This window comes from Halobacillus faecis (genome assembly GCF_007991335.1).
GTDB lineage: Bacteria > Bacillota > Bacilli > Bacillales > Halobacillaceae > Halobacillus > Halobacillus faecis.
The window spans coordinates 25,297-49,231 of record NZ_BJYD01000031.1; the positions used below are offsets into that span (position 1 = coordinate 25,297).

The 23,935-nt window shown below is 44.8% G+C and carries 21 protein-coding genes and 1 riboswitch; of the genes, 11 read left to right on the forward strand and 10 right to left on the reverse strand.

Annotated features, from left to right (window positions below):
- Window positions 1-68: 68 nt before the first annotated feature.
- The 3 genes from HFA01_RS16610 to HFA01_RS16620 all read right to left on the reverse strand — a co-directional run bounded on the left by HFA01_RS16610 (window position 69) and on the right by HFA01_RS16620 (window position 4,123).
- The gene (locus HFA01_RS16610) at window positions 69-1,511 is read right to left on the reverse strand and encodes a carbon starvation CstA family protein (protein ID WP_146818370.1); all 1,443 of its coding nucleotides are present in this window, start codon (window positions 1,509-1,511) and stop codon (window positions 69-71) included.
- Between the two features lie 142 nt (window positions 1,512-1,653).
- Window positions 1,654-2,382 carry a LytR/AlgR family response regulator transcription factor gene (locus HFA01_RS16615; RefSeq protein WP_146818372.1) on the reverse strand — a complete coding sequence of 243 codons (729 nt, stop codon included), beginning with the start codon at window positions 2,380-2,382 and terminating at the stop codon, window positions 1,654-1,656.
- On the reverse strand, window positions 2,372-4,123 hold the full coding sequence (locus tag HFA01_RS16620; protein ID WP_146818374.1) for a sensor histidine kinase: 1,752 nt from the start codon (window positions 4,121-4,123) through the stop codon (window positions 2,372-2,374). The genes HFA01_RS16615 and HFA01_RS16620 overlap by 11 nt, the downstream gene beginning before the upstream one ends.
- A 401-nt stretch (window positions 4,124-4,524) precedes the next feature.
- Here HFA01_RS16620 and HFA01_RS16625 point away from each other — a divergent pair, with 401 nt between their 5' ends.
- Window positions 4,525-5,307 (forward strand): carbon-nitrogen family hydrolase, encoded by a 783-nt coding sequence (locus tag HFA01_RS16625; RefSeq protein WP_146818376.1) that lies wholly within the window; start codon window positions 4,525-4,527, stop codon window positions 5,305-5,307.
- A gap of 76 nt (window positions 5,308-5,383) precedes the next feature.
- Here HFA01_RS16625 and HFA01_RS16630 read toward each other — a convergent pair whose 3' ends face one another.
- On the reverse strand, window positions 5,384-6,475 hold the full coding sequence (locus HFA01_RS16630) for a nitric oxide synthase oxygenase (RefSeq protein ID WP_146818378.1): 1,092 nt from the start codon (window positions 6,473-6,475) through the stop codon (window positions 5,384-5,386).
- A gap of 66 nt (window positions 6,476-6,541) precedes the next feature.
- Window positions 6,542-7,870, reverse strand: coding sequence for an FAD-dependent oxidoreductase (locus HFA01_RS16635; RefSeq protein ID WP_146818380.1), 1,329 nt, complete (start codon window positions 7,868-7,870; stop codon window positions 6,542-6,544).
- Between the two features lie 136 nt (window positions 7,871-8,006).
- On the opposite strand from HFA01_RS16635, the gene HFA01_RS16640 reads away from it, so the two are divergent.
- The gene (locus HFA01_RS16640) at window positions 8,007-9,179 is read left to right on the forward strand and encodes a pyridoxal phosphate-dependent aminotransferase (protein WP_146818382.1); all 1,173 of its coding nucleotides are present in this window, start codon (window positions 8,007-8,009) and stop codon (window positions 9,177-9,179) included.
- Window positions 9,180-9,412: 233 nt separating this feature from the next.
- A complete protein-coding gene (locus HFA01_RS16645) occupies window positions 9,413-9,607 on the forward strand; it encodes a hypothetical protein (protein WP_146818384.1) in 195 nt (64 codons plus the stop codon).
- A 24-nt stretch (window positions 9,608-9,631) separates the two neighbouring features.
- Here the strand turns inward: HFA01_RS16645 and HFA01_RS16650 are convergent, their stop codons facing one another.
- Together HFA01_RS16650 and HFA01_RS16655 are read right to left on the reverse strand one after the other, a co-directional pair.
- Window positions 9,632-11,086, reverse strand: a complete 1,455-nt coding sequence (locus HFA01_RS16650; protein ID WP_146818386.1) for an aldehyde dehydrogenase family protein — start codon at window positions 11,084-11,086, stop codon at window positions 9,632-9,634.
- Between the two features lie 67 nt (window positions 11,087-11,153).
- Window positions 11,154-11,597, reverse strand: a complete 444-nt coding sequence (locus HFA01_RS16655) for a GNAT family N-acetyltransferase (protein WP_146818388.1) — start codon at window positions 11,595-11,597, stop codon at window positions 11,154-11,156.
- A gap of 235 nt (window positions 11,598-11,832) precedes the next feature.
- On the opposite strand from HFA01_RS16655, the gene HFA01_RS16660 reads away from it, so the two are divergent.
- Window positions 11,833-13,206 (forward strand): DUF2254 domain-containing protein, encoded by a 1,374-nt coding sequence (locus HFA01_RS16660; RefSeq protein ID WP_146818390.1) that lies wholly within the window; start codon window positions 11,833-11,835, stop codon window positions 13,204-13,206.
- A gap of 173 nt (window positions 13,207-13,379) precedes the next feature.
- On the forward strand, window positions 13,380-14,258 hold the full coding sequence (locus HFA01_RS16665; RefSeq protein ID WP_146818392.1) for a cation diffusion facilitator family transporter: 879 nt from the start codon (window positions 13,380-13,382) through the stop codon (window positions 14,256-14,258).
- Window positions 14,259-14,295: 37 nt separating this feature from the next.
- Here the strand turns inward: HFA01_RS16665 and HFA01_RS16670 are convergent, their stop codons facing one another.
- Window positions 14,296-14,721, reverse strand: a complete 426-nt coding sequence (locus tag HFA01_RS16670) for a pyridoxamine 5'-phosphate oxidase family protein (RefSeq protein WP_146818394.1) — start codon at window positions 14,719-14,721, stop codon at window positions 14,296-14,298.
- A 208-nt stretch (window positions 14,722-14,929) separates the two neighbouring features.
- On the opposite strand from HFA01_RS16670, the gene HFA01_RS16675 reads away from it, so the two are divergent.
- Window positions 14,930-15,778, forward strand: a complete 849-nt coding sequence (locus HFA01_RS16675) for an alpha/beta fold hydrolase (protein ID WP_146818396.1) — start codon at window positions 14,930-14,932, stop codon at window positions 15,776-15,778.
- Between the two features lie 113 nt (window positions 15,779-15,891).
- Here the strand turns inward: HFA01_RS16675 and HFA01_RS16680 are convergent, their stop codons facing one another.
- The gene (locus tag HFA01_RS16680; RefSeq protein WP_146818426.1) at window positions 15,892-16,512 is read right to left on the reverse strand and encodes a class I SAM-dependent methyltransferase; all 621 of its coding nucleotides are present in this window, start codon (window positions 16,510-16,512) and stop codon (window positions 15,892-15,894) included.
- 230 nt (window positions 16,513-16,742) lie between these two features.
- A riboswitch (cobalamin riboswitch) is annotated at window positions 16,743-16,920 on the forward strand.
- Window positions 16,921-17,087: 167 nt separating this feature from the next.
- On the opposite strand from HFA01_RS16680, the gene HFA01_RS16685 reads away from it, so the two are divergent.
- The 5 genes from HFA01_RS16685 to HFA01_RS16705 all read left to right on the forward strand — a co-directional run bounded on the left by HFA01_RS16685 (window position 17,088) and on the right by HFA01_RS16705 (window position 22,671).
- Entirely contained in the window at window positions 17,088-19,301 is a 2,214-nt protein-coding gene (locus tag HFA01_RS16685; protein WP_146818398.1) for a ribonucleoside-diphosphate reductase subunit alpha, read from the forward strand.
- Window positions 19,302-19,317: 16 nt separating this feature from the next.
- Window positions 19,318-20,358 (forward strand): ribonucleotide-diphosphate reductase subunit beta, encoded by a 1,041-nt coding sequence (locus HFA01_RS16690; RefSeq protein WP_146818400.1) that lies wholly within the window; start codon window positions 19,318-19,320, stop codon window positions 20,356-20,358.
- 221 nt (window positions 20,359-20,579) lie between these two features.
- Entirely contained in the window at window positions 20,580-20,921 is a 342-nt protein-coding gene (locus HFA01_RS16695; RefSeq protein WP_146818402.1) for a P-II family nitrogen regulator, read from the forward strand.
- A 29-nt stretch (window positions 20,922-20,950) separates the two neighbouring features.
- Window positions 20,951-22,354, forward strand: a complete 1,404-nt coding sequence (locus HFA01_RS16700) for an ammonium transporter (protein ID WP_146818404.1) — start codon at window positions 20,951-20,953, stop codon at window positions 22,352-22,354.
- Between the two features lie 221 nt (window positions 22,355-22,575).
- Window positions 22,576-22,671, forward strand: a complete 96-nt coding sequence (locus HFA01_RS16705) for a putative holin-like toxin (protein WP_146818406.1) — start codon at window positions 22,576-22,578, stop codon at window positions 22,669-22,671.
- Between the two features lie 187 nt (window positions 22,672-22,858).
- Here the strand turns inward: HFA01_RS16705 and HFA01_RS16710 are convergent, their stop codons facing one another.
- Window positions 22,859-23,812 (reverse strand): YndJ family transporter, encoded by a 954-nt coding sequence (locus tag HFA01_RS16710; RefSeq protein ID WP_146818408.1) that lies wholly within the window; start codon window positions 23,810-23,812, stop codon window positions 22,859-22,861.
- Window positions 23,813-23,935 lie beyond the last annotated feature (123 nt).

Sequence of the window (23,935 nt, forward strand, 5' to 3'; positions counted from 1 at the left end):
TTCTCACCGTTTCCCTAAGTGCCAATAGAAAAAGAGCACCTACTTTTTAAAGTAAGTGCTCTTTAACATCAGGCTGTTTGCTTTAAATCTTCCTCTAATGGGATGTCCTTCTGTAATCCGCGGCGGGCGGCAATGATGAAGGCTGTGACTACTGCTACGGTGCCGATAGCTGCAATGATGTAGGAAACATTCAAGGACAATCCGAATCCGATCGGTGCATTCAGGATATAGGTGAATGTCGCCATCGTCATAAAGGTTGCAGGCACGGCAGCGATGAAGTAGTTTTTACGAGACAGGAACAAGTACATCGCTCCTACCCAAAGCGCGATGACGGCTGTCGATTGGTTCGCCCAGGAGAAATATCTCCACAGCAATGTAAAATCGATGCGCGTCAATGCGAAGGAGATGACGAACAATGGAAGAGCAATCCAAACACGGCTCATGACTTTCTTCTGTGGAACTTTAATATAATCGGCAATAATCATACGCGCGCTTCGGAAAGCTGTATCCCCAGAGGTGATTGGCAGTACAATGACACCTAAGACAGCAAGTGTACCTCCAACCGCTCCTAGCATAGCGATGGAAACTTCACTAACGACGGCTGCCGGCCCTCCACTCGCAAGGATTTCATTCAGACCTGCAGATCCGTTGAACAAGCTCATAGCTGCAGCTGCCCAAATCATCGCGATGATCCCTTCTGCAATCATCATGCCGTAGAAAATACGACGTCCTTGTTTTTCTTTTTGTGTCGTTCTTGAGATGATAGGGGTTTGTGTCGCGTGAAAACCTGACAAAGCACCACAAGAAATCGTTAAGAACAACAGTGGGAAAATCGGTGCGTTATCCGGGTGCATATTGGTAAAAGTCAATTCTGGGATCGGTGCGCCTGTGACAATAAGAGATACTCCGACTCCAATTGCACTGATCAATAGAAGAGCACCGAAAATTGGATAAAAGCGTCCGATGATTTTATCAATTGGAAGCATTGTCGCTAACAAATAGTAAGCAAAAATCACAAGAAGAATGACTGGTAAGGCAAGCCAGCTGCTTGTCATGTTGTGTAAAAGGTCTGCAGGTGCTGTAACGAATACAGTTCCTACAAGGACAAGCAAAAGAATCGCAAACGCGTTGACAACGTGCTTCATGACTTTCCCTAAAAACTTCCCTGCAAGCTCAGGCAAATGAGCGCCACGGTTACGGATGGATATCATCCCAGTCAAATAATCGTGCACGGCTCCTGCAAAGATAGCTCCAAACACAATCCATAAGAAAGCTACAGGCCCATACAAGGCTCCGAGAATCGGACCGAAGATCGGCCCTACACCCGCAATGTTCAAGAGTTGGATTAAAGCATTCTTCTTTTCTCCCATCGGTAGGTAATCGACACCATCACCGTGAGAATAAGCAGGTGTTTCACGTCCTGTGTTGACTCCGAACGTCTTTTCAACATATTTACCATACGTAAGATAACCAATAATTAAAAGTGCAATACTCACTAGAAAAGTAATCATCGTTTTTCCTCCTTTTCGCGCTTATCTGTAATCGCTTACATAGAATATACCAAGATAACGCTTACAAAAGGGAGGTTCTTGATTAACATGTCAGGATTCTTGCCCAAGATGTCGTAAATGACGATTGAAATACAACGAAAATTTACAACTCCAGCTTCTTTCGTAATTCTTTGACATAATTCCTGCTCACAGAAAGCTTTTCCTCGGTACCCTGCAGTTCCAATTGGTAGGCTCCATTGAACCACGGTGATAACCTATGCACGTAATCCAGGTTTACTAGATAACTTTTATGAATTCGGAAGAACGAGAAACCTTGCAGCCGCTCCTCTACATCTTTCAGTGCATCTTTCGTTTCATAAACCTTTTGTTTGCCGACGATTTTTGTGATTCGGTCCTCCCTGTGGACATACATAATTTCAGATGGGTTTAGATATTCAATCATATCCTCCACTTCAACGGCTAACTTGGAAGGGGAATTGACAGCCTTCTCTTTTACTGGCTGAAGCTTCTTTTCTATTCTTTCCACGGTTTCATTCAACTGTTCCTCGTCATAAGGTTTGAGTAAATAATCGATTGCCTTTTGCCGAAATGCTTCAACCGCAAAATCTGGATACGCCGTTGCAAAAACGATCTCCGGTACCTTTTTGAGTTCTTGAACTGCTTTCGCTACCGCCATTCCATCCATCTTCGGCATCTCCACATCAAGAAAAAGCACATCCGGCTGAAGCTTTAATGTCTGCATGACCGCTTCATCTCCTGATCCTGCTTCTCCTACAACTTCTATCCTATCGTAAGGTTTTAGCAAGAAGTTCAATTCTTCTCGACTGAAGCGCTCATCATCAACGATGAGCACCGTGATTTTATCCCTCATGGTCTATCTCCTTTTCCTGAAGAGGGACAGTAAATGCAATGGTTGTCCCTTGTCCTTGTTCACTCGTAATTCGTAGCTTCGCACTCTCTCCGTGCATGTATTCTAAACGCTTATTTACATTATATAATCCGAAACCAGTCCCTCTCTCAGACGCAACCGATTGTTCCCCCAAGGTCCTCAACCTCATCGGTTCAATGCCTATTCCGTTGTCCGCAACGCTGATGTGAACGAAATTACCATCTCTATGGATACGAATCGTGATTTCCGCTCCCCCTTCCTGGTCTTTAATTCCATGCTTGATGCTGTTCTCGACCAGGGGCTGCAAAGTTAAAGGAGCAATTCGTGCTGATAAGGCGTCTTCATCAATATCGTAGTGGACATGAAGGCGATCAACGAAACGCGTTTCTTCAATGAGAAGATAAGACTTTACATGTTTCAACTCTTCTTTTAAAGAGATCCAGGTTTTAGTCGTCGCCCCTAGGTTTTGCCTGAAGAACTTGGAAAGCGCGATAAGCAGCGCTCTTGCCCGGTCAGGTTCCGTACGGGTCAGCGAAACGATGACATTTAACGAATTGAACAAAAAGTGCGGGTTAACTTGTGCCTGCAGAGCCTTCACTTCCGCTTCCCGCGCAAGCTCCTGTGCTTCTTCAGCATCAGCAAGCTCCAGCTGCTGACTGAGGAGAGCACTCAATCCCTGGATCAGTTCCAATAAGACATTGGAGATCTCTTTTTGTGACGAAACATAAAACTTCAAGGTTCCAACCACTTCTTGACGTTTTTTCAATGGAACGATAACAGCTGCCCCGAGCGGACAGTTCGGCTGTTGGCATTGAATTTCTTCATGTCTGACTACAACACGTTTCCCCGTCTCAATGACTTCACGAGTGGCGTCCGTTTGAATTGGCTCCCCCGCTTTGTGATGGTCATCAGCCTGGCCCACATGGGCCAGGATGCTTTGTTTATCTGTCATGGAGATCGCACTCACTTGAACCTCTTCATAAATGATTCGGCATGCCTTTTCTGCTGAATCCAACGTCAATCCTTTACGTAGATGAGAAACTGTTGATTCTGCCAACTTTAATGCTTTTTGTGCCTGCAAAGCTCCGACTTTCTCCTCTTCATGAAGAACATTGCGAATGATTAACAAGAACAATGCAGAGCCGACTCCATTTGCTACAATCATAGGCACTCCAATTTCTTGGACGAGGGCCCACGCACGAGGATATGGATCAGAAATAAGGAGAATGATCCCCATCTGTACCGTTTCTGCAAGAGCACCAACAAATAAGGCGGTCTTCAGTTTCAAAGGTTCCTCTTTTTTATGGAAGTAACCTGCAATGATTCCAGCTATGACAGCAGAAATCCCACAAGCGATTCCGGTGAATCCTCCGAGGGAAACACGATGCAAGCCAGCAATGATCCCAGCTCCTATACCAATGCGGTACCCTCCGAAAAGCCCAGCCGCCACGATTCCAATGACTCTTGAGTTCGCCAGTGCTTCCGATTCGACAAGATTGTAAGCCCAGCGTCCATAATCAAATGAACTTGTATCATAGGTGATGCCTGTATATGTACCAATGATTCCGAACAACCCGAAAAAAGCGATAGCCATGTACCGCTGACGCTGGTCGAGCGTTTTTTGATCAATCAACTCCCGAAAGAATCGGAAGCGAGTAATAATGAAAGCGACCGTTACTATAATCCCAAGTCTTTCAAGCATTGGGAGGAACAACTCAAACATACTCTCACTTCCTTTTTCATACCTCTACTCTTTCATTTATATGATCCCGATTGTGGTGGTGGTTGGCTAAGTTTCGACGTTTTTGAGCGGTGGGGGCTGCGGGGAATGGCTCGTTTTCCGCGGGAGCGCGGTGAGCCTCCTCGGCGCTTCCCACAGAAAAGCGAATGGCTTCCCAACCACCCCTGACGCTCAACTCAGTAATCGATTCTTGAAATCGAGTCTTCTAAATCCTTCCATTTAGTTTAATAGCGATTTATGTTTATTGTAGCATGGGCGGTTTGTTTCGATACACAGAATGAAGGCAGGAGATGAAATCTTATAATCCAGCTAGAACCCTATTCGAAAACATTAGGGAAACGTCAGAATTTTTTGATACACTAAAAAGAAAATGAGGTGATAGGATGACAACAAAAATAGCAATGATTCAAATGGACATCGCCTTCGGTGATCCTGAAGAAAACCGGAAAAATGCGCAGAAGAAAATAAAAGAAGCTGCTTCACAAGGAAGCGAGGTCATCTTGTTGCCTGAGTTGTGGACGACAGGCTATGATCTTTCCCGCTTTGAAGAAATAGCAGAAACACTTGAGGGTCCGACGCATCAGCTCTTGATTTCTTTAGCACAAGAACTTAAGGTCACCATTGCCGGCTCCATCGCTGAAGAAGCAAACGGTAAGTTTTATAATACCTTCGTTGCCTATGATGCTAAAGGTGACCGGCTGTTCAACTACCGAAAAGCGCATTTGTTCCGTTTGATGAATGAGGAAAAGTTTTTAGAATCAGGGGATCAAAAAGGAAATTTCCCCCTTGGAAATGTGCCTGTAGCCGGGGTCATTTGTTATGATATCCGTTTCCCTGAGTGGATGAGAACACACATGCTGGATGGTTCACGCGGATTGTTTGTCGTGGCAGAATGGCCAAAACCGCGGGTCGAGCATTGGCGTAACCTACTCATCAGCCGGGCGATTGAAAATCAATGCTTCGTTATTGCCTGCAACCGTATAGGTTCTGATCGAAACAATGAGTTCGGAGGCCACTCCATCGTTGTGGATCCTTGGGGCAACGTGTTGGCTGAAGGTGGTTTCGGTGAAGAGATCGTTTATGCAGATGTAGACTTCACAGCTGTTGAGGCCATTCGCGAGCAGATTCCTATTTTTCAAGACCGACGTCCGGACTTATATGAATGAGTTCTTCTTAGACCATCGTTGAACGATGGATATTAGAATAGAAATGGATCATCTTTCAATAAAAAATCCTTCCGAATCAATCGGAAGGATTTTTTTCATAAGCCGGGGGTTGATAGAAATAGTTCGGTGTGTCCATTCGGTTTTCATAGGCCGAATGAAAGATGTGTGTCGTTGCTGGCGAAACAGGCGGAATGAGCCATGTCCAGTCACCCGTGACCTGACGCCCACACGCTTGTTCTTTTTTCTCGAATTGTTGGAACTGTTGAGCCGCTGTATGATGATCAACAAGGCTGACCCCATCGGAATGATATGAAAACAGCACAGCTTGATTAAGCTCTACCAAAGCGCGGTCTTTCCACAAGGACGAATTTCGCTTCGTATCTAGGCCCATTGCTTCCGCTACAACAGGCAGAAGATCATAACGAAATTCATCGGCGAGGTTGCGGGCACCGATTTCTGATTCCATATAAAAACCGTTAAACGGGGCAGCTGTATAATTGATCCCACCAATTTCAAGACGCATGTCAGAAATCACCGGGACGGCATACCAGCGTACACCTAAATCTTCAAACCAAGGATAGTCGGGATGACGAAGCGGTATTTCTAACACCTTGTTTGAAGGAATGTCAAACCACATGGGTTCCCGCCCATCCATTTGAACGACAAGAGGCAACAAATCAAAGGACGTACCTTCTCCTCTCCACCCAAGCTTTTCACATTCCTTCGTAAACGAGACTGAAGCTGGGTCTCCTGTCACGCTTCCATTCACTTCATACCCGGCGTAACGTATTAACTGATGGTTCCAAACCCGCATTCCCCCTTCCGAGGTTTCAGGTTTGAAAATAGTAATCGTCGAGCGGATGCGCCCACCATTCGTGGCATAATCCAAGTGGTCAAGGAGTGCATCTCGCATGCCCTCTTCTGTATTGACCTGCCTGGCATCAAAGACCTTCAAGCTATTCCAAAAAAGACGTCCGATGCAGCGGTTGCTGTTTCGCCAAGCGACTTTGGCGCCATATTCAAGCTCATCATAGGTATGCGTGTAACTTCCCGTTTTACCAATCTCCTGCTCGATTTCATAAAGTCTCTCATCTGTACCAGCAAGCTGTTGTTCCTGATGGTACTGGCGAATGAATGCTTCCGCCTTCTTATATAAATCTGTATTCACAGCATGAATCCTCCTGTATGGTGCTTCATTCCTATCCTACCATACATGAAGAACTTCCTACACGAATCAGTCTGCTTTACGGGCTGCCTGCTGCAGGGGATCCCACACGCTGTTATACGGAGGTGCGTAGGCGAGATCCAAGTCTTCCAATTCATTGATCGACATTTCATGAAATAGAGCCGTAGCAAAGACATCGATTCGTTTGTCCGCTCCTTGACCTCCGATGATTTGAGCCCCGAGCAATTGACCGGTATGTTCATGGTAGATGATCTTCAATGTCATCCGATTTTCTTTGGAATAATAGCCGGCGGCATGTGTCGATGCAATCGTGATTTTCTTGTATGGAATTTTTTCGTTCTCAGCCTCCCGTTCAGAAAGACCAGTCCGGGCAAGGGTTAGATCAAAGAATTTCAATATCGACGTACCGACGATGCCCCGGAACGATCTTCTCTGATCAATCATGTTCAGCCCTGCGATTTGTCCTTGTTTATTGGCATGTGTGCCTAATGGAATATAGTCATCCTTTTTCTTGATCCGGTGATATTGGGTTGCACAATCCCCGGCAGCATAGATATCCATTATGCTTGTCTCCATAAAAGCATTCACGGCAATTGCGTCGTTCATCCCTTTGTACACACCCGTATTTTTCATGAATGATGTATTGGGTGTCACTCCAACGGCGACAAGGACTAGATCGGATTCATATTCTCCTTTATCCGTGATGACCGATTGTACATGTTGATCCCCTTTGAACCCTTCGACCGACTCCCCAAGATGTAGTTCCACACCGTTTCGTTCGGCTTCTTCATGGACCAGCTCTCCCATCTCCTCATCGAAAATTTTCGCCAATTGAGGGCCGCGGTCGATCAATCGAACGTTCTTTCCAATCGACACAAAGCTTTCAGCCATTTCCAGACCTATGTAACCACCGCCGATGATCGTCACACGTTCCTTATCCTTGGTAGTCGCTGCTATAATCTCCTTAATGTCAGGAATGGTCTTCAGGGTGTAAATCCCTTCAAGCTCCCGTCCTTGCCACGGAGGCATGACTGGTGCTGCACCGGAAGCGACAAGCAGACGATCATAGGACAATTCAAACCCTACACCCTGGTCATCTTTTCCGTAAACAACTTTATGATCACAATCTACTTCCGTTACCGTGTGATAGGTTCGCACATCGATGCCGTATTTTTCACGAAAGGTTTCAGGGTCGCGCGCGATGAGGTCTTCTGTAGACTCGACATCCCCACTTAATACATAGGGCAGGCCACATTGTCCATAAGATGTGATTCCTCCGTGTTCCAACACAGTAATGGAATGCCCTTCACTGTTCCTTACAATTTGCATGGCTGCACTCATCCCGGCAGCATCTCCTCCAATAATAACGAAATCCATCCGACTCACTCCTTTTACGTGCCTTCTATTCTCTTATTCTTTGCCTATATGGTTCCCACTCAAACTTCTCTCATGTTAAACTAACCATATTATCTTTTTGTACGACTTTTCAAAAAAATCATTCGAGGTGAAAAACATGAAGCAATTCCAAACATCCAAAGCCATCCAGCGGCTTCCCGACCAATTTTTCGCAACTATGATTGATAAGTTAAATCTATACAAAAAACGTGGATATGACACCTTGAACTTAGGCCAGGGAAACCCTGACCAACCTACCCCCTCCCACATCGTGCAGTCCCTACAGGAGGCGGCAGAAGATCCGGATTTCCACAAATATCCTCCCTTCCACGGTTATGAGTTTTTGAAGGAAGCGGTGGCTGAATTCTACAAGCGTGAATATGACGTGGACATTGACCCTGAAACAGAAGTCGCCATTATGCCCGGCAGCAAAACAGGTCTCGTTGAGCTTAGCCAATGTTTCCTCAATCCAGGAGATGTCGCGCTTGTCCCCGACCCGGGTTACCCTGATTACTGGTCCGGCATTGAAATGGTCGGCGCAGATATGAAGTCGATGCCCCTCAGGGAAGAGAATGGCTTTCTGCCTGATTATGCAGAAATTGATGAAGAGAGCTGGGAGAAAGCCAAGCTCATGTTCTTAAACTACCCCAACAATCCGACGGGGGCTATGGCAGATGCGGACTTTTTTGAAGAAACCATCCAAGAAGCAGAAAAAAACGATGTTTGTGTCGTTCATGACTTCGCCTATGGGGCCATTGGGTTTGATGGGAACAAACCGCTCAGCTTCATGCAATTCGAAGGTGCGAAAAATGTGGGTGTTGAGGTTTATACGATGTCCAAGACATACAATATGGCCGGATGGCGGGTCGCTTTTGCAGTCGGCAATCCAAGCGTTATCCATGCGTTAGAAGTCATTCAGGACCACTATTTCTGCAGCATTTTCGGCGGATTGCAAAAAGCATCAGCCACCGCCTTACTAAGCTCACAACAATGTGTCACAGAGCTTGCTGAAACCTATGAAAAAAGACGTGACCTTCTCGTCCGTGGGCTGGAAGAAGAGGGCTATCATGTCGCTCCCTGCCAGGGTTCTTTCTTCGCATGGCTGCAAGTGCCTGAGGGCTATACGTCTCAAGGTTTTGCGGATGATTTATTGGAAGAGACAGGATTGTTTGTCGCCCCTGGGATCGGCTTTGGTAAGTATGGAGAGGGCTATGTGCGCATCGGATTGAACAATTCGGAAGAATCATTGCAGGATGCGGTGAAACGATTTAAAGCATTTAAGCAGAAGTAAAATGAAGGACAGCACTTCCTAACTCGGAAGTGCTGTCTTTTTTATTTTTTCACTATAACAACCACTCGCTTGATCCAGATGAGCAGCGCAACCGTATATGCATACTCTTTCCTGTCGAAACAAGTCTGTTTGTTGGACAATTTTTATGAAAATAACCATTGAATACTTATTCAAAATGTATTTTAATTATCTTATACAAATATCCTACAACGACTATACAGGAGGGGTTCATAATGTATGCACTTATTAGGAAAGATGATCGTTTATTAGAAGTTTTAAAAGACCCTATTGATCGTCGAGACAGGGTTTTCCCCCAAAGAAAAGATGCTGTGAAATATGCGGAAAAATTAAATGGATATATACAATCCGGACCGAAATGGGAAGTACAGGAATATATGGTCAAAAAACGCAGAAGCTCTATTTCTTGAGCTTCTGCGTTTTTCTTCTCTTAATTAAAATGGAAATTCCCGATAACCGTTCATCACGCCGATCCATTTAACGGTCGTAAATTTATCTAATGCCCATTGGCCACCGAAACGTCCAAGACCTGATTCTTTTTCACCACCGAAAGCGACGTGTGCTTCATCATTGACGGACTGATCATTCACGTGAATCATCCCTGTCTCCACACGTTTGGCTACTTCCACACCACGATGGACATCACGAGTGAATACAGATCCACTTAGTCCATATGGAGAGCTGTTCGCCGCTTCAATCGCTTCTTGTTCTGATGAAACTTTAATGACAGAAGCAACTGGGCCGAAAACTTCATTTTTGGCTATCGGCATCTCGCTCGTTACCCCCGTCAAAACAGTGGGCTGCATGACACTTCCATCTGTTTCCCCACCGGTGAGGATTTCAGCGCCCTGACCAACACTTTCATTCACATCCTCCTGGATCCGTTCAATGGCATCTTTATTGATGAGAGGTCCAATGACGGTGTCTCTCTCCGAAGGGTCACCAGCTTTCAGACTCTCAACCTTCTCTTTGAATTTCTCGATGAATGAATCATGTACATGTTCGTCAACGATGATTCTGTTCAGAGACATACAGATCTGCCCTTGGTGCAGGAACTTTCCGAAAGCAGCCGCTTCCACTGCTTGATCAATATCCGCATCCTCAAGAACAATCATAGCGTTGTTTCCGCCAAGCTCTAGAGCTGTCTCCTTAATATATTTCCCGGCGAGCTCACCGATATGGCTTCCGACCTCCGTCGAGCCAGTAAATGAAATCAACTTCGCTGCTGGGTGTTTAACAAAAGCATCACCGATTTCTGATCCTCGACCGACAACTACATTGATTACTCCTTCAGGGAACCCGGCTTCTTCGAACAGGTCAGCGATTAACAAACCAGAGGTGACCGGGGCATCAGACGCGGGCTTAACGACAACCGTATTCCCTGTCGCCACCGCAGGAGCGATGGATCTCATCGCTAAATGGAAAGGAAAATTCCAAGGTCCAATAACACCGATGACACCTTTTGGTGAACGATATACCCGGTTCTCCTTCCCTTGCGTGTTGGACGGTAAAATCTGCCCGCTCATCCGTGTCGGAAAACTGGCGGATTCCCGGATGATGGCGACAGCCGCCTGAAATTCAACCTCCGCTTTGACAAGCGTACTGCCCGCTTCTTTTACGAGCCAATCAATGATTTCATCTTTCCTCTCTTGGACTACTTTCAACAGTAGATCAAAAGACGCCTGTTTTTTAGCAGGGAGAGTCGTCATCCACGACTCCTGAGCATTTACGGCTGCCTCGTATGCTTCGTTAAGATCATCCTCATTTGCTGAAGGGATGGAAGCAATCGTTTGCTGTGTATAAGGATTGACGTTATCTACATACTTCTCACTGGAACCGCTCTTCCACTGACCATTGATGTATTGTTTAGTAAATGTTTGCGGACTCATTTCAAAACCTCCATTCGGAAACTTTTCACAAAGCTATCATTCCCGGTTAAAGTGGAATCGAAACGGTTTAGACTTCCATGAGCATATCCACGTGCGGAATTCCATCCTCAAGGTAAACCTCTGATACCTCTTTGAATCCGAAGGAACCATAGAAATGACGCAAATGCTCCTGGCCGTGCAGCCAGATGTGGTTGACCTTATAGTCTTCTTTCAACACATGGATTGCCCGTTCCATCACCTGACGGGCATAACCCGAACCTCGGTGCCCTTCTTTGACGAGCACGCGACCGATACTGTGGTATTGTTCCCCTTTCTCTGGCGGGACGATACGGCAGTAGGCCACCATTTCCTCTTCTTTTTCCATCCATATATGTAAGCAATCTTCGTCTCTTCCGTCGACTTCAGGGTAAGGACATTCCTGTTCAACGACAAAAATCCCGACCCTTGTCTGCAAAATCTCATACAATTCCTTTTTGGAAAGTTCAGCGAACGTTTTATGTACCCACACCATGATAAATCCCCCTTTTCAACGATTATCTTCTCAATATACCTCACCATTCTTAAACTGACAAAGACTCCGTTCAATCTAAACAAAACCCGACTTCCTGATGACACAATCATGACATCTCAATCGATGGATTGTTCGAAATATGAGAGTTTTTGTAGAAAAATATCTTATTCTCGTTTTATTGATTCGAACGAAGGGGAAACTACGATTACCATTCTTACAAGAAAGGGGGATTCTTATGTTCTTAAAATTGTTACCTGTATCTATACAGAAATATGCAAAGATGTCTAAACGGCAAAGAAAGCACGAAATGCAAATGACCTTATGGTATATGCCATTTTTCTATATATTATTGTCCATATTCTTTGTTGTGGTCACCCTGTTGTTGGATGTCGTTTTCCAAATTGAGCAGTACACCTTTGAATTTTTCCGGATTAACGCAGAAATCACCCGTATGCTGGTCAGTACACTCATCGGTGGTATTCTGACACTGAGCGCTTTCACCTTGAACTCCTTACTGGTCGTGTTGACGACATTCAGCGGTCAATTTTCCCCTCGAATGCTCCTTAACTTTGTTTCAGACCGCAGGACGCAGCATGCGCTTGGGATTTTCAATGGGAATTTTGTCTATGTGCTGCTCGTTTTCTTATTTATCGGAAACACAAGACATGAATTTTTCGTAGCGGTGCCGATCGTTACGATTTTCCTTGCTTTTACTTCTTCCGTTACATTTATTTACTTTATTAATCATGCAACAACATGGATGCAAGTGCACAATATCACCGATACTATGAAACACTCGTCTGAGCAAATCATCAACCAGACCCTTCGGAAAGACCTTGAACAGTTCAGGACGGAAGAACCAGGAGACATGATGGAAGATCAGCGCTTAGAGGCGCAGCCGATTGGGGCGATTAAATCCGGATACATTCAGCTCGTCGATTATAGGAAAATGATTGAAGAAGCAAGAAAAGATGACATCATCGTTCAATTTCATGCTCAAGTAGGAGACTATATTTTAAAAAATAACCATTTGATCAGCTACTGGGGGCCTGGGGCTTCAGACATTGATGAAGAGAAGTATTGCAAGATGATCATTATTGATTACAAAGAAACAGAACTGCAGGACATCCAGATGGGCATGCACAAGCTAGCAGAAATTGCGATTAAGTCTCTCGGAAACGATGACCCGAAAACCGCGACCAATACCATCCACCAGATGGCTGAGTTAATGCTTACTGTAGAGGATTACATCACATTCACACCATACTTGATGGACAGCGAAGAACAGGTCCGAGTGGTTCTTCTCTCCGAATCCTTCGAGTCCTACACCTACCGCGGATTTGGCTATATCCGGCACTACGCCCGAGACAACCACTTAATCATCACGGAGCTTGTCGCTTCCATTGCCATGGTAGCTGAGTCGATCGACAGCTCTAAGCACCAAATGCTATGGGAATTTGCATGCAATACCATCGACCATATAGAAACAGAAGTGATCTACCAGTTGGACAAAACCTTCCTGCTGGATGCACTTGAGAGATTATCAAAAGTGACAGGGAACCAGCTTGATTATTACTCGATCTATCGTAGGTTCTATCCGATCAACTAAATCAATGCATGGGTAAAGTTCAGGAATCATGGTCCTGAACTTTACCCATGAGCTCATTGGAGGAGATCAGTGATCCTTAAGCAGGTAAAACTAAAAAGGATTGACAATGCTCTTCATATTTCCTATGTTATATATATGAACATATAATCATATAAAGAAAAAGAGGTGAGCATATGGGACATCATCACCACCATATTGATTCAACGACTGGTAAAATTAAAACCGCTTTTTTCCTGAATCTCTTTTTTACGATTATTGAATTGATTGGTGGACTCCTGACCAATAGTATGGCGATCCTTTCTGATGCTTTACATGACCTTGGGGACTCCCTTTCTCTCGGACTCGCCTGGTTTTTACAAAAATTTTCCCGTAAAGAACAATCGGATCATTTTTCATTTGGATATCGGCGTTTCTCGCTTTTAGCTGCTTTAATCAACAGCGTGGTTTTGATTGTCGGGTCTGTTTTTATTTTGACAGAGGCCGTACCCCGCCTCTTGAACCCTGAGCAGCCCAACGCAGGAGGAATGATTGCTCTGTCCATCTTAGGAATACTCGTTAACGGTGCAGCGGTCTTCCGGCTTAAAGGCGGAGACTCCATGAACCAAAAGGTCATGACCTGGCACCTGCTTGAGGATGTCCTTGGTTGGGTAGCCGTCCTTGCCGTCAGTATTGTTATGCTATTTTTTGATGTGCCAATTCTGGATCCGATCGCATCCATTGGGATTACCTTATTCATCTTATATAATGTTGTGAAAAACCTCATACAGACCATGCGTCTCTTCCTCGAGGCTGTACCGTCCGGGGTTGACCTTGAGGATCTATCCCAACAAATTAATCATTTGCAGGATGTTCAATCCACACATCACACCCACCTCTGGTCTATGGATGGTGAAAATCATGCCTTTTCGACTCATATCGTTGTGCGTGCAGAAGCGACAAAGGAAGAGATATGTAAAGTCAAAGAAGAGGTGAAAGAAATCTTACACCCGATTTCGCTCGAGCACATTACTATTGAGATTGAGTATGAAGATGAACCTTGTTCCCTTCAATAAAAAAGCGGTCAGCTTCAGCAGCTGACCACTTTTTATTTTACATATCAAGACGTTCCGGGGTGTCTTGCCCTTGATTCATATAGCGTATACTTTCCGGGAGGATCTCAAGCACGACATATTCCGGATCTTCCTTGCCATCAAACCAGCGATCCATATGATCGTTCCATAACTTATCCTTGATCTCCTGGTCTTCACGAATTTTCGCCTGTCCCTCGACTTCTAAATACGTATCCCCATAACCATCACCTTCATACCCAAGAAGGATATGGACATGTGGGTTCGCTTCGATTTCATCCGCTTTATGTGTCTCTCTGTTCGTTGGTGTATAGAAAGTGAACTCATCATCATTCCAAAACGTCATATAGCGTGTGTGCGGTTTATTGTCTTTCACCGTGGCAAGTGTTCCAACTTTATGCTGCTCCATGACTTCGTGAATTTTCTTCTTCAATTCTTCTTGATTCAATGGAAAGCTCCTTTCCGTAATCCAATCTTTTTACAATTTCAGTTTTCCCCGAAAAATGGGAGATAAACCCTTCAATGTCCATTGACAGATCCGGGTATGCTAATGATATCTTCGACACATTGTCATTCTTTTTTCATAAATATACCAGGAAACGCCACGCGTTACCCGTTACACTATTCATAGATTTGTTTTTCAGGAGGAAAACGTTATGCTATGGAAAAAATGGGCGCCGATCTTGATGGGCTCCCTTCTGATCGGGCTGCTCTTTTTTATGATCAACTCAAGACCCGGAAGTTCTGAACCCGTCGATCGCGAAGACCTTGTACCCACATTGTTTGTGCATGGCTTCAAAGGCGGACCGCGAAGCTTTGAAACGATGATGGACCGGATGCAGAACCTGCAGTGGGGACAGAAACATATGACGGTTTATGTCTCAAGCCGCGGGCATGTCACCATCCGAGGTGGCTTTGCTGAAACGCACAACCCATTCATTCAAGTGCTTTTCGAAAACAATCGTGCAAGCATCTACAACCAGACTCATTGGCTTTCCGAGATCATGCGGCGGTTAAAAGCCGATTACAACATCCAACAGGTAAATCTCGTTGGCCACTCGATGGGAGGTCTCGCATCGGTGAATTACTTGCTGAGCGAGCATCACTATTCCGTTCCTCGAGTAGAGAAACTGTCGGTCATTGCAAGCCCCTTTAAGGGCATCGAAAAAGAAGGCTACTTCGCATCCAATTACGGAGAAGCCACGACTGACCTGCGGCCGAAATCTGAAGCTTTAAAGCAAATGGTACAAAACAAAGATCAATTTCCGAATGATGTGGAAGTGTTGGCTATAGCTGGTGTGATTAATGGCGATGACCCTGAAACCGAGCATTGGGACGGACTTGTCCATGCCTCAAGTGTGAGTGGATTGGAAGCCATTGTCCCCTTTGGTCAATATGAGGAAAAGCGCCTCTACAACCCACTAGCCACCCATTCCGGCCTCCACGAACTCGAAGAAGTCGACCAACTAATCAAAGAATTCCTCTGGGCTGATAAAGGGAAATAATGGATGACCCAGCCATCCATTTATTCCCAAATATGTACTTATCAGGTGTACCAGGTCATCCATTTATTCCCAAAAACAAAAGCACCCGCATAACGGGTGCTTTTGTTCGTTGTTTATTGTTTTTCAAAGATGAAAATCCACATGAAGGTTAAGGCTTGTTTTAATTCTTCATCCAGCTCCGCGATATGGTGGTCTTCCACCCCGCGTTTATATACTCCTTGTCCTTCTACATAGGTCCAGCCGGTTTCCTCGGCCATTTTTTGAAGTTCCCATGGCATCATCGTATTACAAATGACTTCTTCTCCATATACCCTGCGATAACTATTGATGCGTGGCATCGCTGTAGGTCCAAGTAGTCCAACACATAAACGCCCTCCTGGTTTCAAAATCCGCTTCATCTCTTCCAGACCCTTGTACGGGACTTCTGTCCATTCGAGTGAATTGATCGCCATAGCCGCGTCAAAAGATTCATCCTCAAACGGTAGGTCTGTCAAATCCCCTTGAACAAATGAGATGCGCTCATCATTCACTCGCTCATTGGCGCGCATCACCATATCCTCTGACAAATCAAGTCCTGTGACGTCAAAACCTTCTTTGTAAAGCAGATACGATCCATAACCATCTCCGCATCCTAAATCAGCGACTTTCCCTTTTGATATATGCTTTGTCATATAAGGAATGATTGTGCACCTGCTTCCGTCATCCCACATCTCTCTACTTTTTGAATTCCACATTTCTGCACGATCATTCCATTGCTTCTCCGCTTCTTTATGCCAATTAAACGTTTGTGCCACACTATCATTCCTTTCAAATTTATTTCCTACCCTCCATTATAGCGGATCATAAAAGGGATGATAGCTCTATTCTTGTCGAACTCTAATAAAAAAGAGTTGCATGATTTCCTCTTCAGCGTTATGATATAAACACAATATAAGCTAAATAAAATTAAAATACACACTATATATAGTATCTACGAACAGAAGATGCCACAAGGCTTAATAGGGAATCCGGTTAGAATCCGGAGCTGCCCCCGCAACTGTCATCACTCGCGAAATGGACATTCATTCCACTGTGCTTTGCACGGGAAGGACCAGAGTAAGATCGAGTGTGAGCCAGGAGACCTGTCTTCGTTCGTCGCAGTTTCAACTTCTTCGGGGATTGAGAAGATGAAGCGATGGAACGAAGGCTCCCGTGTCTTCTCTTCGTTTCATGGTTTCATCCGCTCAATTTTCGTTGAGCGGATTTTTTTATTTTTCCGAATCCCGACTTTTAATGAACATACACCTTCATTTTCAAGGAGTGAAAAAGAATGGAAACCATAAGAAGAAACACGTGCTGGCAAAAGAGAATTCAAGAATGGGAAGCAGCCTTTCCTCATTTGGATGTACAACGACTCATCGAAAAGTCTCCCAACCTCATGAATGATAAACATGCATTTATCCTGGAGTGTCTTGCAGAAATTGACGAAACAAGCCCGGATTGGACGTATGTTGCGAGCCGCATCCACCTGGAAGACCTGTATGAAAAGTCCTCGTACAACCGATCCACATCTGCAGCTTATGAGGACTTCTACGGACTGATTGAAACATTGATTGAGAAGAACATCTACAGCAGGAAGCTCCTTACATACTACACAAAGAAAGAAATAGAAGAATTAGAGGAAGCTCTCGTCCCTCATCGCGATCAACTCTTCACCTATATAGGTTTGAAGACGTTAAGCGACCGCTATCTTGCGAAGAGCAAAGAGAAGAAAGTCTATGAACTTCCCCAAGAACGTTTCATGATCATTGCCATGGTGTTGATGGCGGAGGAAAAAACATCGAAGCGTCTTTCTCTCGTTAAAGAAGCGTATTGGGCGCTGAGTCATTTGTATATGACGGTCGCTACTCCTACACTGGCCAATGCTGGAAAACGGTATGGGCAGCTGAGCTCCTGCTTTATCGACACCATTGATGATTCCTTACAGTCCATCTATGACAGCAATACCGACATCGCCAATTTGAGTAAGCACGGAGGGGGAATCGGTGTTTACTTAGGTAAAATCAGAAGCCGCGGAAGTGACATCCGTGGATTCAAAGGCGTCTCATCAGGAATCCTCCCATGGATGAAACAGCTTAACAACACGGCCGTCAGCGTGGATCAACTTGGTCAGCGTCAGGGAGCTGTCGCTGTATATTTAGATGTATGGCATAAAGATATCTTCCCTTTCCTTGACAGCCGATTGAATAACGGGGACGAACGTCAACGAACGCACGACCTTTTTACTGGGGTATCCATCCCGGACCTCTTTATGGAAGCGGTAGAAAACCGTGAGGACTGGTACTTGTTTGACCCTCATGAAGTCCGCATGGTTATGGGCTACTCTTTGGAAGATCATTTCGATGAAAAAAGGGGAACGGGCTCCTTCCGAGAGAAATATGCCGAATGCATCGCTCATCCAGACCTGTCTAAAGAAAAAGTGCCGGCGATTGAAATCATGAAGCGCATCATGATCGGTCAGCTTGAAACAGGGACTCCGTACATGTTTTACCGAGATGAAGTCAATCGCATGAACCCGAACAACCACATAGGGATGGTTTATTGCAGCAATCTATGTACAGAGATCACCCAGAACCAAAAGCCGACCACTCAGGATGAACAATATGTGGAAGACGGAAAAATCATTACCGTGAAGACACCAGGTGACTTTGTCGTTTGTAACCTGTCGAGCATTAATCTCGGTCGTGCCGTCACTGAAGGAGTCCTGAAGCGCTTGATTCCCATTCAAGTTCGCATGCTCGATAACGTGATTGACCGAAATACTATTCCCGTTTTACAAGCGCAGCTCACGAACCAATCTTACCGAGGCGTTGGACTCGGAACGTTCGGATGGGCCCACCTTCTGGCCAAGAAAAAGATCGACTGGGAATCTGAAGAAGCGCTCGACTATACAAAGGAAGTGTATGAAGCCGTTGCCTATCTGGCCATTGAGGCAAGTTCTGATTTGGCTGTGGAAAAAGGGAGCTACCCTCTATTCGAAGGATCAGATTGGCAAACAGGGGATTTCTTCATTAAACGAACGTTTGACCAAGAAGGCACATGGAACTGGAAAGCCTTGCAAGATAAGGTTTCCAAGAGTGGAATGAGAAATGGATATTTGATGGCCGTAGCACCGAACTCAAGCACCTCCCTCATTGCGGGAAGCACAGCCAGTATTGATCCGATCTTCAAAAAGTTTTATTCCGAAGAGAAGAAAGATTACAAGATTCCTGTCACCGCACCTGACTTAACCTATGAAACCTATGGATACTATCCATCCGCCTATGATGTCGACCAACACGCATCCATCAGGCAGAACAGCATCAGACAAAAGTATATCGATCAATCCGTCTCATTTAACCTTTATGTAAGGAATAACATCCAGGCGAAAGAGCTCTTGGATTTGCACTTATCCGCATGGAAAAGCGGATTGAAAACAACGTACTATACACGATCAACATCCAGCCAAGGAGAATTTGATGATTGTGAAGTTTGTTCATCTTAAAAAGGAGGCACTCAACATGACAGCATCGATACAAAAAAGAAAACTCGTCGATTATGAAGCACCAAATGCCTCGACAGGTGTAATCAACGGAAAAAGTTCGAATATCTTAAATTGGGACGACACCCGCTATTCTTGGGCATACCCGATGTATAAGACCATGCTAGCAAATTTTTGGATCCCCAATGAAATCAACATGAGCAACGACTTGAAGCAGTGGCCGGATCTTTCAGAGAAAGAACAAACGGCCTTCAAAAAAATTATTGGCCTGCTGGCATTTTTGGATTCCATACAGACCGATTATTCAGGAAAAGTCGCAGACTATTTGACCGACTCAAGTCTCTCTGCCTTGATGCAAGTGCTCGCCTTTCAGGAAGTTGTCCATAACCAATCTTACTCCTACGTTCTATCCACGCTCGTGGATCAAGCAGAACAGGAAAAGATTTTTGATTATTGGAAGCATGATGAAGTGATCAAAGAACGCAACACCTTTATTACCGATGGATATCAGGAATTCGCTGATAATCCTTCCTTGGACAGCTTTCTGAAGTCTATTGTTTATGATGTCGTTCTTGAAGGTCTCTTCTTCTATGCCGGTTTCGCTTTCTTCTATAACCTTGCGAGGAATCAGAAGATGGTCTCTACAAGTACGATGATCAACTACATTAACCGTGATGAACAAATCCATGTCAGCTTGTTCGGGCATATTTTTAACGAAACACTAAAAGAAAACCCGGAGTTGGATCATGAATCCTACCGGGCGTTTGTAACCGATACATTCCACCAAGCGGCTGAACTTGAAATCAAATGGGCAAACCACCTGATCGGCAACCAATTCCCAGGGATTCCAATTCAAGACCTTGAAGACTATATCCGTTATATCTCTAACAAACGATGCAGGCTCCTTGGAGCAGAAAAGCCATTCCCATCCTATAAAGAAAACCCCTTAAAATGGATCAGGGCTTACCAGGAAGTCGATGAAGGAAAGTCCGACTTTTTCGAACAAAAATCACGCCAGTACACCAAAGTATCCGAAACCAACGGCTTCGACGACCTGTAACGGATCTATAGACCAAATATCACCGATCACCCGACCAGGTCATCCATATTCTGGATGACCTGGTCTTCCTTTTTATTCAAGAAAGCGCTTTTATGTCAAGTTATCTGACATATTATCAAAAAGTGTATTGATTTTTCAGAATATTTATTTTATAGTTAGGTTTAATTACTTACTCAATATGTAAGGAAACCTAACACATTGGTAAAAGGAGGACTATAGTCATGAAAAAGGTGGAGGCAATCATCCGTCCTGAAGCATTTCAGGAATTGAGGCAGAGCCTTGACGAGCTAGGCGTGAAAGGACTGACGGTGTCCGAAGTGGCCGGATGTGGTCAACAGAAAGGTCAGGAAGGAATTTTCAGGGGAAGTCGTTTTGAAATTAAGCTCTATCCAAAGGTAAAGGTAGAAATGGTCGTGGAGAACAGTGAGTTAGGATCAGTGGTTGACGTCATTATCAATACATGCGCTACAAATGAAGTCGGGGACGGAAAGATCTTCGTTTCTACGATTGATGAAGTGTTCCGCATCCGCACAGGAGAAACTGGCAAACAAGCACTAATCTAATACTTTATTTCGAAAGGAAGAATTCATTTATGAGAAAAGTCGTTCCTTTGTTCTTATTCGCTCTCCTAGGATTCCCAGTTGTTGCGAGCGCTGAAACCGCAATATCTGCAGAAGCTGTTCTGCAATCTGTCGACATGGTCTGGGTCATGATTGCCGCTTTCTTAGTATTCTTCATGCACGCAGGGTTCGCTATGGTCGAATCCGGATTCACTCGTTCGAAAAATGCACTGAACATCTTAATGAAGAACTTCATGACGATGTCCATCGCTGCCGTCCTTTATTTTGTCGTCGGGTACGGCATTATGTTTGGTACTTCTGGCGGGGGCATCATCGGAATTGATGGCTTCCTCTTAAGCGGCCAAGAAGACCAAATCGGGTTCTTCGTGTTCCAAGCAGTGTTCGCAGCCACGTGTGCAACGATCATATCCGGGGCCGTTGCTGAACGTATGAAACTCGGCTCTTATCTTCTCCTTACTGTTGTTATGACAGGTTTCATTTATCCAGTCGTTGGTCACTGGGTTTGGGGTGGAGGATGGCTTTCCGAGCTTGGATTTGTTGATTTTGCCGGTTCAACTGTCGTCCACTTAACAGGTGCGCTCGGCGCTATTGTCACAGTCATGTTCTTAGGCCCCCGCCTCGGTAAATACAGTGGTAAGAAAGTGAATGTTATCCCAGGGCACAACATTCCTTTAGGTGCACTTGGTGTCTTCATTTTATGGTTCGGCTGGTTCGGATTTAACGGCGGAAGTACGCTTGCCGCTGACCCATCTCTTGTTCCTTCTGTTATCGCAACAACTCTATTATCTGCATCAGCAGGAATTATAAGCTCTGCCTTTTATTCTTACGCTAAGTTCAAACGCATTGACGCTTCCCTTACATTGAATGGCGCTCTTGCAGGCTTAGTGGGGATCACCGCAGGAACAGCCAACGTTTCCTTAGTTGGTGCACTAGCCATCGGTTTGATCGCAGGTATCATTTTAGTAGAAGCTGTTCAGTTTCTTGATCGAGTTGTTCGCATTGATGATCCTGTCGGTGCTATCGCTGTTCATGGAATTTGCGGCATCTGGGGCACGATCGCTGTCGGACTTTTCGCTGTCGAAGGTGGTCTCTTCTACGGTGGTGGTGCAAGCCTTCTAGGCATTCAGGCGATCGGGGTCTTATCTGTCATTGCCTGGACGATGCTGACCACAGCAGTCGTTGTCTTTATTGTCAAAAGCACTGTCGGCATCCGAGTTTCTAGACAAGAAGAAATATCCGGCCTTGATTTCTCCGAGCATGGATCTCAAGCTTACGAAACAAGCCGTGGAATTTTCAATGAGAACATCAACCCAAGTACAGGTGGCGATTTCGGAGTCGGTTTGCTCCACCGCCTAGACGGTTTGAATTCTGATTCTGAAACAAAAACACCTACCGAAACGAAGACAGCGCAATAAAATATCATTCGTGGATTCACCTTGGTTCCCCCTATTAACCCAAGGTCAATCATATAAAAAAACTCCGGCTTACCCGAGATGGTAAGCCGGAGTTTTTTAGTTCCTTCTGTCTATTTTACGAACACACGTTCTTATTTTTCGCAAAATATGGTATCCTTATAGATAGATACCGTTCTCTATTTAAAGAAAAAGATTATGATAGAAAGGGTGTGAGGCCATCGATGAGCACATATGAATCTCTTATGATCATGTTCGCGTTTGGAACGTTCATCATTACGCTCCTTGCGCTCATCATAAAAATGAACAATAAAAAATAGACCTCCACACGTAGTGAAGGCCAGAATCCATGATATGCGAACGGTATCCTGGCGACAGTTGCAGCTGTCGCCGTTTCACTTTTATTATAGCATAAATCCATAATAACTGAAGAGGAAGCTTCCGGTATTCTGCTGTTCAAGGATCGACAGGAAGATCCAAGTTCCACGTGAAACATTTCCCAGCAAGCTAATCGCTCTCAGGTACCATTCGGCGGGGCTTACTTACACCCCTCCATGCAAAAACAATCAACCACGAAAAGAGCAATGCAGAAAAGAATCCATACGGTGGAATGGTCGCAAGCATCCCTACACTACTCAAACGACCGATACTCATTCCCTTCCACAACGCACTGCCAACGATACTGAACCCCATAAGGCTCGTCAAAATCAATGCCGTCTGTACCCATGGCTTAAACTCAACCGATAACCAGAACCACCATAAGCACATCCAAACAAGTAAAAATGAAAAGATGACGACAGAAAGAATGATTGCTTCCGTTCCATACAAGAGACTGAAGAAACCAATTACGGGACTGATGAGAACCATAATAACTAAAAAACGGTAAGGTTTATCGACTTGCTTTTTCGACTTAACCTCCATCTCTTTTCGGTACCGACCAAAGAACCCGGTGATCACGGCCAATAAAAAAACAACTCCGTGAAAAAACAACGCCAAAACAATCCATTCCCGTGTCGAAAATGAGCCAAAATTTTTTATAGGTAGGCGGGAGAAGAAGAGGAAAAGACCGGCGAAGGCTAAATATAGAAAACCGGCATCGATACTTAACTCTTCCACCCTCGTCCCTTGACGCAATCGAAAACGCCAGACACCTCCCACTGCCACGGATAATGTATAAATGAACCAAATGAACCCCCATGCGGCTGCTTCCCAACTCGCCTCCATGGATAAAGACAAGACCCCTGATATAGAAAATGGGAGCAGGCATACCAGACACTGCCACAACCAATGTCCCGCTCGATCTTCCCGAAAATCTTTGACTGCTTCTTCAAGTAAAAGTGGAACAAGAACAAATAAACTGAAACCTATCGAAAATTCCAGCCATTCGATGGAAAAGGAAATTTTCCATATCAGCCATAAGAAAAATCCCGCAACAGCAAGCCAACGCCCAGGTCTTTGCATTCCATACCCCTCCGATAATCATAGAGGACCGCATCCATCCACGACCCTCCCTCTTTTTTAAAAAAGGAAAACGGTGATTTCTATCGAATACATAGATATGCTCATAAGAAATAAAACAAATTA